Origin of the sequence: Sphingomonas mollis (assembly GCF_016427505.1) — a bacterium.
Lineage (GTDB): Bacteria > Pseudomonadota > Alphaproteobacteria > Sphingomonadales > Sphingomonadaceae > Sphingomonas > Sphingomonas mollis.
Genome location: NZ_JAELXS010000002.1, coordinates 408974 through 420674, shown reverse-complemented (window position 1 = coordinate 420674; position 11701 = coordinate 408974). Strand labels below are relative to the sequence as shown.

General features: G+C 65.6%; 11 protein-coding genes. 7 read left to right on the top strand and 4 right to left on the bottom strand.

The genetic code is table 11. The features are described 5' to 3' along the window. Positions 1-14: 14 nt before the first annotated feature. Genes zwf through JAO74_RS05390 form a run of 4 tightly spaced genes read right to left on the bottom strand, consistent with a single transcriptional unit; the run spans position 15 to position 3065 of the window. On the bottom strand, positions 15-1478 hold the full coding sequence (zwf, locus tag JAO74_RS05405; RefSeq protein WP_199035885.1) for a glucose-6-phosphate dehydrogenase: 1464 nt from the start codon (positions 1476-1478) through the stop codon (positions 15-17). A gap of 15 nt (positions 1479-1493) precedes the next feature. Then, positions 1494-2420 carry an N-acetyl-gamma-glutamyl-phosphate reductase gene (gene argC, locus JAO74_RS05400; protein ID WP_199035883.1) on the bottom strand — a complete coding sequence of 309 codons (927 nt, stop codon included), beginning with the start codon at positions 2418-2420 and terminating at the stop codon, positions 1494-1496. Continuing rightward, complete coding sequence (locus tag JAO74_RS05395) at positions 2417-2809, bottom strand: SH3 domain-containing protein (RefSeq protein WP_332908736.1); 393 nt, start codon at positions 2807-2809, stop codon at positions 2417-2419. The genes argC and JAO74_RS05395 overlap by 4 nt, the downstream gene beginning before the upstream one ends. Continuing rightward, entirely contained in the window at positions 2745-3065 is a 321-nt protein-coding gene (locus JAO74_RS05390) for a MarR family transcriptional regulator (RefSeq protein ID WP_056525920.1), read from the bottom strand. The genes JAO74_RS05395 and JAO74_RS05390 overlap by 65 nt, the downstream gene beginning before the upstream one ends. 218 nt (positions 3066-3283) lie before the next feature. Here JAO74_RS05390 and secG point away from each other — a divergent pair, with 218 nt between their 5' ends. The 7 genes from secG to JAO74_RS05355 all read left to right on the top strand — a co-directional run bounded on the left by secG (position 3284) and on the right by JAO74_RS05355 (position 11691). Beyond that, complete coding sequence (secG, locus tag JAO74_RS05385; protein ID WP_199035881.1) at positions 3284-3703, top strand: preprotein translocase subunit SecG; 420 nt, start codon at positions 3284-3286, stop codon at positions 3701-3703. A gap of 84 nt (positions 3704-3787) precedes the next feature. Next, positions 3788-5440 (top strand): CTP synthase, encoded by a 1653-nt coding sequence (locus JAO74_RS05380; protein WP_199035879.1) that lies wholly within the window; start codon positions 3788-3790, stop codon positions 5438-5440. 289 nt (positions 5441-5729) lie between these two features. Then, a complete protein-coding gene (locus JAO74_RS05375; RefSeq protein WP_199035877.1) occupies positions 5730-8213 on the top strand; it encodes a TonB-dependent receptor in 2484 nt (827 codons plus the stop codon). Positions 8214-8656: 443 nt separating this feature from the next. Next, complete coding sequence (locus tag JAO74_RS05370) at positions 8657-9907, top strand: lipoprotein-releasing ABC transporter permease subunit (RefSeq protein ID WP_199035875.1); 1251 nt, start codon at positions 8657-8659, stop codon at positions 9905-9907. After that, on the top strand, positions 9900-10625 hold the full coding sequence (locus tag JAO74_RS05365; RefSeq protein ID WP_199035873.1) for an ABC transporter ATP-binding protein: 726 nt from the start codon (positions 9900-9902) through the stop codon (positions 10623-10625). Before JAO74_RS05370 ends, JAO74_RS05365 begins: the two co-directional genes overlap by 8 nt. Next, a complete protein-coding gene (locus JAO74_RS05360; protein WP_199035870.1) occupies positions 10622-11218 on the top strand; it encodes a GNAT family N-acetyltransferase in 597 nt (198 codons plus the stop codon). Before JAO74_RS05365 ends, JAO74_RS05360 begins: the two co-directional genes overlap by 4 nt. Continuing rightward, a complete protein-coding gene (locus tag JAO74_RS05355) occupies positions 11215-11691 on the top strand; it encodes a glutathione peroxidase (RefSeq protein ID WP_199035867.1) in 477 nt (158 codons plus the stop codon). The genes JAO74_RS05360 and JAO74_RS05355 overlap by 4 nt, the downstream gene beginning before the upstream one ends. The last annotated feature ends 10 nt before the right edge of the window (positions 11692-11701 follow it).

Below are 11701 nucleotides of genomic sequence, written 5' to 3'. Positions count from 1 at the left end.
AGGTCGCCCCGCCGTCAGTCATCCTGCCACGTCACACCATCGCGCTCGGTCAGCGCGACGGCGGCGTTCGGTCCCCAGCTGCCGGAGGGGTAGCTTTTCGGCTTCTGGTCGTTGGCGACCCAGCCCGCGCGGATCGCGTCGATCCACTTCCACTGCGCCTCCACCTCGTCACGACGGACGAACAGCGTCTGGTCGCCCTCGATCAGGTCGAGCAGCAGGCGTTCGTACGCGATGCGGCGGCGGCTCTTGGCGAATTCGGCGTCGAGGCTGAGGTTCAGCGGCACCTCGCGCAGGCGGACGCCGTCGCGGTCGAGGCCCGGTTCCTTCGCCATCACCAGCAGCTGGACATATTCTTCCGGCTGCAAACGGATGATGAGCATGTTGGGCTGGAGCAGCCCGCCGCGCCCCGCGAACATCGAATGCGGCACCGCCTTGAACTGGATCGCGATTTCCGATCGCCGTGCTGCCATGCGCTTGCCGGTGCGCAGGTAGAAGGGCACGCCCTGCCAGCGCCAGTTGTCGACATGCGCCTTGATCGCCACGAACGTCTCGGTGGTGGAAGGCTTGCCGAGTTCCTCGGTATAGCTCTTGACGAACTGGCCGCCGACCGCGCCGTCGCTGTACTGGCCGGTGACCGTGTTGTGCGGCACCTCTTCGGGCTTCATCATCCGCAGGGAACGGAAGACCTTGGACTTTTCGTCACGGACATCGGCGCCGTCGAAATGCGCCGGCGGCTCCATCGCGATCAAGGCCAGCAATTGCAGGATATGGTTCTGCACCATGTCGCGCAGCGCGCCGGCGGTCTCGTAATAGCCCGCGCGTTCCTCCAGACCGACCTTTTCGGCGATCGTGATCTGGACGTTGTCGATGCCTTGCGCATTCCACACCGGTTCGAAGAACGAGTTGCCGAAACGCAGCGCGAGGATGTTCTGGACGGTTTCCTTGCCCAGATAATGGTCGATGCGGAACGTGCGCTCTTCCGGAAACGCCTTGGCGACCGCGTCGTTGATCTCGCGGCTGCTCTCCAGATCGTACCCGAGCGGCTTTTCCAGCCCGACCCGCACGGTGTTGCCGGCGAGGCCGACCGATTGCAGCCCCTCGATCGCCGATTCGAACAGCGACGGCGCGGTCGATAAATAGATGGCAAGACCGCCGGAAATGTCGCCGATCTTGTCGGCCAGCGGCTGGAAGCTCGCCGGATCGGACAGGTCGGTCGGCTGGTAGAACAGCCGGTCGAGGAACGCGCCGACTGCGCTTTCGTCCTTGCGATCCTCGGGCAGGAACTCGTCGAGCGCCTTCTTCGCGAAATCGCGATACGTCTCGTCGCTGTAATCGTGACGAGCGGCACCGGTGATCGTCAGCCCGGCCGGCAACAGGCCATCGGTATGAAGGCCATAGAGCGAGGGCAGCAACATGCGCTGCGCCAGATCGCCGGTCGCGCCGAACAGCAGCAGCTTGGCTACGGGGTCGCGGGGCATCGCTTGTCCTTTATTTTACAGGGAAAGCCCGGCGACGGGGTCGAGACCCGCCATCAGGTTGAGATTCTGCACCGCCGCGCCGCCGGCACCCTTGCCGAGATTGTCCAGCGTCGCGATCAGTCGCGCCTGACCCGTGGCGGCATTGCCGTGGATACGCAACGTCATCGCGTCGGTGCCGGCATGTTCCTCGATCGCGACCGTCGCCGCATCGTCATAGGCGACGGTCACCAGCGGCTGGCCGGTATAGGCCGCGGCCAGTACGTCGCGCACCGCCGCCAGCGTCGGCGCGCCGGGCAGCGCGTGCAGGTGCAACGGCACCTCCACCACCATGCCGCGATAGGTATCGACCACGGCGGGGGCGAAGATCGGTGCGTGGGTCAGGCCGGCATGGACCGTCATCTCGGGCGCATGCTTGTGCGCCAGCCCCAGCGCATAGGCGCGGAAGGCGGGGGCGCCGCCCGCCTGATATTCCGCGACCATCGCCTTGCCGCCGCCCGAATAGCCCGACACCGCGTTGACCATGACCGGCCAGTCCGCCGGCAACAGTCCGCCGCGTACCAGCGGCCGGACGAGCGCCAGAAAGCCCGTGGGATAGCAACCGGGATTGGATACCCGCGCCGCCCCGGCGATGCGGTCCGCACCGTCCGGCTCCAGTTCGGCAAAGCCATAGGTCCAGCCATCGGCGACCCGGTGGGCGGATGAGGCGTCGATCACCCGCGTCCGGTCGTTGCGGATCAGCGTCACCGCCTCGCGCGCGGCATCGTCGGGCAGACAGAGGATGACGAAATCGGCGTCGTTGAGTGCCTCGGCTCGCGCGGCGGCGTCCTTGCGGCGGGCGTCGTCGATCGTGATGAGATCGATACCGGCCCGTCCGGTTAGCCGCTCACGGATTTCAAGGCCGGTGGTGCCGGCGGCGCCGTCGACAAAGACCCGCGCGGTCATGCCGCCACATCCTCGATCGATGGCTTGCCCAGCGCGGCGGCGGGAAGATACCCGACCAGGCCATTGCCCGGCGCGATGCCCCAGGCCGCTTCGCCGATCAGGTCGAGCACCTCGAACGCATCGCCCTTGTTCAACATGACGATCACGCTCGAATCTTGCGCCCGCGCCTCACGAAGTTCCGAATCGATCGTCAGCACGCGCGGCATCGGGGCGGCATAATGCGGTGCGAAGACGAGTTCGGCGAGACGGACATCGGCCAGATCGGCGCGCACCGCGTTCGTGGCCGGGTCGAGCGTCGCCGAACGACCCGTCAGCGCGAACGCCTTACGCGACGGCGCGCTGGATGGCGTGGGGAGCGCCGTCGCCGATGAAATGCCCGAACTCTTCAAGAAAAACTGCCCCTTCGGAAGTGCGCGCGACGAAGATGTTGCGCTTGTCGCTATCATCGCGTTGCCGGCGCAGATAGCCGAGCGCGCCCAGTCTGTTCAAGGCGCGCGTAACGACGGGCTTCGATACGTTCAAGGCGCCGGCCAGTCCGCGTACCGTATGCGGCCCCGGTTTCAGATAGACGAGCAGCAGCAACGCCATCTGGCGATTGGTCAGATCCGGTTCGCCCGAGCGGACATAGTCCACCAGCGCGGTCATCCAGGTCGATAGGGCATGGGGATCGTATATGGCCACGGCGCTGTGTTTCCGAATTGTCGCCCGATGGGTCGGGCTTCGTTTCGATGTCATAACGCCTGAGGCACGGCTGGTTTCCCGCAGCGCAGCGGCTTTTGGCCGCGATCGGTTGATCGCGCCGGGCGGCTGGCCTATGTGCGCTGCCGTCATCGCCCCTTCAATGTCCGGAACGCCCCCGATCCATGTTCGCCTTCCTGCTCATCGTTCACGCCATCATCGCCGCCGCCCTCGTGACGGTGATCCTGATGCAGCGCTCGGAAGGCGGCGGCCTTGGCATGGGCGGCAGCCCGTCGGGACTGATGTCGGCGCGCGGTGCCGCCAATTTCCTCAGCCGCGCCACATCGGTGCTGGCCAGCGTGTTCGTGATCTTCTCGATCGTGATGGCGGTCTATGCCGCCACGCGGAAGGTCGAATCGATCGACACGTCGCTCGCGCGGCCGGTGTCGACGCAGCCTGGCGTGCCGCAGGGCGTTCCCGCGCCGCAGGATAATGCCGTGCCGAACACGCCGGCCGACGGCACCGTCACCACCGGCGCCGGCAAGCCGGTGCAGGTCGGCCCCGGCAGCCCGGCCGACAATTCGTCGGTCCCGCTCGCCAACTAAAACTCCATTCACCGCAATCGCGGCGCCTGCGAGCTTCGCGGGCGCTTGTCGCGCGTGTCCCATCCAAGCTAGGCGATTCCTCCCATGGCACGGTACATCTTCATCACCGGCGGCGTGGTCTCGTCGCTCGGCAAGGGGCTCATGGCGGCCTCCCTCGCGGCGCTGTTGCAGGCGCGCGGCTACAAGGTCCGGATTCGCAAGTTCGATCCGTATCTGAACGTCGATCCCGGCACGATGAGCCCGTATCAGCACGGCGAGGTCTATGTGACCGACGACGGCGCGGAAACCGACCTCGACCTCGGCCATTACGAACGCTTCACCGGCGTCGCGGCGCACCAGTCCGACAACGTCACGTCGGGCCGGATCTATCATCAGGTCATCACCCGCGAACGGCGCGGCGATTATCTGGGCGCGACGGTGCAGGTCATTCCCCACGTCACCGACGCCATCAAGGCGTTCGCGCGCGCCGACACGATCGACGAGGACGGCAACGACCTCGATTTCGTGCTGTGCGAAATCGGCGGCACCGTCGGCGATATCGAGTCGCTGCCCTTCATCGAGGCAATCCGCCAGCTGAAGAACGAACTGGGTCGCGGCCAGTCGATCTCGATCCACGTCACGCTGGTCCCCTATATCGCCGCCGCCGGCGAACTGAAGACCAAGCCGACCCAGCATTCGGTGCGCGAGATCGCCGCCCTGGGCGTCGCGCCCGACGTGCTGGTCTGCCGCTGCGAGCATCCGCTGCCGCCGTCGGAGCGGTCCAAGATCGCCTCGTTCTGCAACGTGCCCGCCGCCGCCGTCATCCCGGCGCTCGATGCCAGGAGCATCTACGCCGTGCCGCTGCAATATCACGCCGAGGGGCTGGACGAGGAAGTGCTGCGCGCGTTCGGGATCGAACCCGGCGCCGCGCCCGACCTGTCGCGCTGGTCGGACATCGTCGATCGCCTGACCAATCCGGAGGGCGAGGTGACGGTCGGCGTCGTCGGCAAATATGTCGGGCTGCAGGACGCCTACAAGTCGTTGAACGAAGCGCTGGTCCATGGCGGCATCGCCAACCGCGTGAAGGTGAACGTCCGCTGGATCGACGCCGAACTGTTCGAGGGCGACGATCAGGCGGAGATCGCCGCGCACCTGGAACCCTGCCACGCGATCCTCGTCCCCGGCGCGTTCGGGGAGCGTGGCGCGGAGGGCAAGATCGCCTCCGTCCGCTTCGCGCGCGAGCGGCAGGTGCCGTATTTCGGCATCTGCTTCGGCATGCAGATGGCCTGTATCGAGGGCGCCCGCGATCTCGCGGGTATCGCCGGTGCATCCTCCACCGAATTCGGGCCCACCGAAGAACCGGTCGTCGGCCTCATCACCGAATGGATGGGTCGTGACGGGCTGGAGAAGCGCGAGGAGCAGGGCGACATGGGCGGCACGATGCGCTTGGGCGCCTATGCCGCGAAGCTGACTGGCAATTCGGTCGTTGCCTCGATCTATGGCACCACCGATATTTCGGAGCGGCATCGCCACCGGTACGAGGTGAACACGCATTACAAGGCGGCGCTGGAAGCAGGCGGGCTGGTGTTCAGCGGCATGTCGCCCGACGGCACGCTGCCGGAGATCGTCGAGCGGCCCGACCATCCGTGGTTCGTCGGCGTCCAGTTCCACCCGGAGCTGAAGTCCAAACCGTTCGATCCGCACCCCCTGTTCGCCAGCTTCATCGAAGCCGCCGTCAAACAGAGCCGTCTGGTCTGAGAATGCCTTCTCCCACGGGAGAGGAAGGAAGATCGATGAATGGCCATCGTTGCGAGCGCAGCGAAGCAATCCAGGGCAGCGCGCGGAACGCCGGGTTGCTTCGCTAAGCTCGCGATGACGACACGTCGGAATTATCGAATCGGTATTATGACCCCGCGAGAGTGGACGCGGCAACCACAGGGTAAGCTGCCGCCTTCACCCCCGAAGCTGCACTTCACCCGCCCCAAACGGAAGCTTGTTTCAAACTCCACCCGAATGATGGAGTTTACGGGCAACAAAGGGGATTTTGATGACGTCGACGCTTGCCTTGCTTCTGGCTCTACAGGCCGCCACGCCCGCGCCCGCGCAGGTTCCGGCGGATCAGGCGGTGCCCGCCACCACGCCGGCGCCGGCCCCCGAAGACGATGCCGCAACCGGCCGTACCGGTCCGGCTGTGGCGAACACCGGCGGCGATATCGTCGTCACCGCCCGGCGGCGGGCCGAATCGATCCAGCAGGTGCCGATCGCGATCTCGGTCATCGGCGGCACCGCACTGGCGGAGACAGGCACCTATAATGTCAGTCGCCTGACCCAGCTTCAGCCCACGCTGCAATTCTATTCGACCAATCCGCGCAATTCGGCCGCCAATATCCGCGGCCTCGGCGCGCCTTTCGGCCTGACCAACGACGGGATCGAACAGGGCGTCGGCATCTATGTCGATCAGGTCTATTACAGCCGTATCGCCTCGGCGACGTTCGACTTCACCGATACCGAGCGGATCGAAGTCCTGCGTGGTCCGCAGGGTACGCTGTACGGCAAGAACACGACGGCGGGTGCGATCAACGTCATCACCCGCAAACCCAGCTTCACGCCGGAGGCACGGGTCGAACTGACCGCCGGCAATCTCGATTTCTTCCAGGGCAAGGCATCCGTGTCCGGCCCACTGGTCGACGACAAGGTCGCGATCCGGCTGTCGACGTCGGTCACCACGCGGCGCGGCACGATCTACAATGTCCGGCAGGACGAATATCAGAACAGCCAGGACAATCTCGGTCTGCGTGCCCAAATTCTGTGGAAGGCCGCGCCCAATCTCGATCTGACGCTGTACGGCGATTACAACCGCCAGAACCCCAATTGCTGCGTCCAGTATTATGCGCGGACCGGCGCGACGCAGCGGCCGCTGAACCGCCAATACGCCGCGCTTGCCGCCGCGCAGGGCTATGTCGTGCCGTCGACCAACGCGTTCGACCGCGTCACCGATGTCGACACCGATCTTCGCGCGAAGCAGGAACTGGGCGGCCTGTCGCTGGTCGCCAACTGGGATCTGGGGGCGGCCACGCTGACCTCGGTATCCGCCTATCGATTCTGGCACTGGAATCCGTCGAACGACCGCGATTTCATCGGCTTGGGCGTAACCACCGTGTCGGCGAACCCGTCGCAGCAGAGCCAGGTGACGCAGGAATTGCGCCTCGCGTCGAACGGCAGCAACGCGCTCGATTACGTGGTCGGTGCGTTCTATTTCTATCAGGAGATCGATACGCAGGGGTTGCAGGTTCAGGGACCGGCGGCCAGCCGTTTCCTGCTCAATCCCGGCGCCAGCGTGCGGCCCGGTGCCTCCGGTTGCGCCACGGCAACGACGACCGCCTGTATTCCCGCCACGCTCAACAACCTGACGTCGCGCAACACGATCGGCTTCACCAACACGTCGGCGGCAGTATTCGGCAAGCTGACCTGGCATGCCAGCGACCAGCTCTCGATCTCCCCCGGTCTACGCGTGAATTACGACAAGAAGGACGGGTCGTATGTTTCGCTGGTCACCAACGGCACCAACACCGCGCTGACCAACGACCAGCGCGGCGTGCTGGCGCCGCAGTCCTATGATCCCAGCTTCGATAACTGGAACGTGTCGGGCGACCTGACCGTCGCCTACAACATCAGCCCGGACGTCCACTATTACGCCACCTATGCCCGCAGCTATAAGTCCGGCGGCATCAACCTGTCGGGCCTGCCGCTCGATGCCCAGAACAACCCGATCCTGTCGGTTGCAACGGTTCGGCCCGAAAAGGTCAACCATTTCGAACTCGGCCTGAAGACGCAGTTCGCCGATCGCCGCGCGACGGTGAACATCGCGGGCTTCTGGACCGAGATCGAGGATTATCAGGCCACGGTCACCAACAATCAGGTGGGCGTGCTGCGCGGCTATCTGGCCAATGCCGGCAAGGTCCGGACGCGCGGGATCGAGGTCGATTCGGCCTTCCGCCCGACCAGCCGGATCAACCTGTACGCCAATGGCGCCTTCACCGATGCCAGCTATGTCCGCTTCGTCGATGCGCCGTGTCCGCCGGAACTGACGGGCGGCACCACGGTCGGCGCGGGTCAGACGCCGGCGGCCGCCGGCACGCCGGGCCTCAGCCCCGCGAACTGCAACATCTCAGGCCAATGGTTGCCGGGCGTATCGCGCTGGGCGTTCTCCTATGGCGCCGAATACGACCTGCCGGCGCGGGTCGCGGGCGTCGATGGTCAATTCTATCTGGGGTATGACGGCAGCTACCGTTCGAAATTCTCGTCCAACCCGTCGCGGTCGCTCTACACCGACATCAACGGCTATGCGCTCAGCAACTTCCGCCTGGGCTTCAAGGCCGAGAAGAGCTGGAATGCTTTCCTGTGGCTGCGCAATGCCTTCGACCAGAACTATTACGATGTGCTCGCCACCCAATCGGGTAGTACAGGACTGGTCGTCGGCCAGCCGGGCGATCCCAGAACCTATGGATTGACGGTATCGGCCAGTTTCTGATGCCGATGGTCATCCGGCGTTAAGTCTGGCGATGGCAGAAAGTCGGGGTGCCGACGGGGAGTCGCAGTCTGGAAGCTCCCGACTTTCCGCCGGCATCGACCGGGTGACAGATGTCATGGAGTGATCGTCGGCGGCGTCAAGTTGTTGGCTCATCGCCGGAACGGCAAACGCCCGGGCCGTTGCCAGCCCGGGCGCCTGCGTGACGATCGCTCGTCAGCCCCCGATTTCCCGCTCTCGCTCCAGCCTCTTATAGGGCGGGCGGAAGAGCATCCCCGAACCAAGGCCTTTGCCTGTGTTTCAGCGAGGTTGTTGCTAGATCGTGTCTGGCGACTTGTCACTGTCCTTGCGGCTCCGGCGACACGATTGGCGGGCGGCTGTGGATTCCCTGCAACAGCGGGATCATGTTGCGTCCGTCCGCGCCGTTACGTAGAGCCTGAGGCGACATGATCCTCTCTCGATACGAACGGATGATCGCCCGCCGCTATCTGCTGCCGGGCAAGGGGGAGGGATTCATCTTCCTCGTCGCATCCATCAGCCTCATCGCGGTGATGCTGGGCGTCGCCGCGCTCGTCATCGTGATGAGCGTCATGAACGGCTTCCGCGCGGAGCTGTTCGACAAGATCGTCGGGTTGAATGGCCATGCGGTCGTGCAGGGAGTCGGCGGTCGACTGCCGAACTGGCGCGAGGTCGTGCAGGCCGCGCGCACCACGCCCGGCGTGACATCGGCCGTGCCGTTGATCGAACAGCCGTTGATGGCCAGTTATAACGGCCGGGTCGAAGGCGTGCTGGTCCGCGGCATGCGGATCGGCGACATCCGCTCGAACGCGACGCTGGGCGACAAGGTGCTGATGGGCTCGCTCGCCGGCATCACGCCGGGCAGCGACAGCGTGGCGATCGGCAGCCGGCTGGCCGAGGCGCTGGGCGCGCAGGTGGGCAGCGAAATCTCGCTCATCAGTCCGCAGGGTCAGGCATCGCCGTTCGGCACCGTGCCGCGCATCGTCAGCTACCGCGTCGGCGCGATCTTCGAGATCGGCATCTATGATTACGACAAGGCGTATGTCGTCATGCCGATCGAGGATGCGCAGACGCTGCTCCTGATGGGCGATGTCGCCGGCATGGTCGAGGTGAAGACGGTGGATGCCGACCGCGTCGGCGATATCCTGAAGCCGCTGGGCGACCGGATCGGCAACATGGCGGTCATCAGCGACTGGCGCACGATGAACGCGCAACTGTTCGAGGCGCTGGCGGTCGAGCGGGTGGCGATGTTCACCGTGCTGTCGATCATCATCCTGGTCGCGGTGTTCAACATCCTGTCGTCGCTCATCATGCTGGTCCGCGCCAAGACGCGCGACATCGCCATCCTGCGCACGATGGGCGCCACCCGCGGCGGCTTGATGCGTATCTTCATGGTGGTCGGCACAACGATCGGCGCGCTCGGCACGGTCGCGGGCCTCGCGCTCGGCTTCGTGTTCCTGTTCTATCGGCAGGCGGTGGTGAACTTCGTCCAGCTCGTCACCGGCCAGAACCTGTGGGACCCGTCGATCCGCTATCTGACCGAACTGCCGTCGAAGACCGATCCGGTCGAGATCGTCGTAATCGCCGCCATGGCGCTGGGGTTCAGCTTCCTCGCCACGCTGTACCCGGCGTGGAAGGCGGCGAGCACCGATCCGGTACAGGTGTTGCGTTATGAATGACCCCGCAGGCGCAGCCGAGGACGGCCGGCGCGGCTTCGCCGCGTCCGACGACGCCATCCTCCAGACCACCGGCCTCGCGCGCAGCTTCGTGCAGGGCGGCGAGACGATCCACGTCCTGCGGGGCGTCGATCTCGTCGTCCGTCCTGGAGAGATCGTCGCGCTGCTGGGGCCATCCGGCTCGGGCAAGTCGACGCTGCTCCAGGCGGTCGGCCTGCTGGAGGGCGGGTTCGAGGGATCGATCCGCATCGCCGGATCGGAAGCGGCGAAGCTCGACGCGCATGGCCGCACGATCGTCCGCCGCGACCAGCTCGGCTTCGTCTATCAGTTCCATCACCTGCTGCCCGATTTCAACGCGACCGAGAACGTCGTGCTGCCGCAACTTGTCCACGGCGCCACCCGCGCCGCGGCGGACGACCGGGCCGCCGACCTCCTCACCGCGCTCGGCCTCGGCCATCGCCTGACGCACCGGCCCAGCCAGCTGTCGGGCGGCGAGCAGCAACGCGTCGCCGTCGCCCGCGCGCTCGCCAACCGCCCGGCGCTGGTGCTGGCGGACGAGCCGACCGGCAATCTCGACGAACATACCGCCGACCGGGTGCTGGGCGAGTTTCTCCGCCTCGTCCGCGGCGAAGGCTCTGCGGCGCTGGTCGCGACTCATAACGAACGATTGGCCAGGCGCATGGACCGCGTCGTCCGCCTGCACGAAGGCGTGCTGACGTGAGCCTGTGGCGCGAGACGCCGACGCTGGCCGGTCGCCACGTCACGCTCCGCCCGTTCGATCCCGCCGATGTCGCGGCCCTGACCGACGTGGCGCGGACGGACGATCTGTGGGACCTGTTCTACGCCAACGTATCGCAGCTGAAGACGCCAGACCGTTGGATGGCCGCCGCGCTCGCCGAACAGGATCACGGCCGCGCGCGTCTGTTCACCGTCCTCGATGCGGAGGGTGCGGTGGCGGGCGCCACCCGCTTCATGCGGATGAGCGAGGCGCATCGCCGTCTGGAAATCGGCGGCACCTTTTATGCCACCCGCGTCCAGCGCACGGGCGTGAATACCGAAGCGAAGCGGCTGCTGCTGACCCACGCGTTCGACGTGCTGGGGTGCCAGTGCGTGCAGATCCGCACTGACGCGCTCAACAAGCGCAGCCAGACCGCGATCGAACGACTCGGCGCGAAGCAGGACGGCATCCTGCGCGGGCATCAGGTGATGGCGAACGGTCGCCTGCGCGATACAATCGTCTATTCGATTATCGACCGCGAATGGCCGGCGGTGCGACAGAATCTCGACTATCTGCTGGGAAGGTACGACCGATGACCGTCACCGACTTCACCGTGCGCGATGCGAAGGGCGGTGCGGTCGCGCTGGCGGCATATGCCGGACAGGTGCTGCTGATCGTCAACACCGCGTCTAAATGCGGGTTCACCCTGCAATATGAGGGGCTGGAGGCGTTGCATCGCCGCTACGCCGATCGCGGCCTGACCGTGCTGGCCTTTCCCTGCAACCAGTTCGGCGCGCAGGAACCCGGCGATGCGGCGGAGATCGCGAATTTCTGCACCACCAGTTATGACGTGACCTTCCCGGTCATGGCCAAGGTCGACGTCAATGGCGCCGATGCCGACCCGCTGTTCGACCATTTGAAGGCAGAAGCGCCCGGTCTGCTGGGGTCGAAGGCGATCAAGTGGAACTTCACCAAGTTCCTCGTCGATCGTCAGGGCAAGGCGGTTCATCGTTATGCCCCGACGACCAAACCGGACGAACTGACCGTCGATATCGAGAAATTGCTGTAGACGCCCGGCG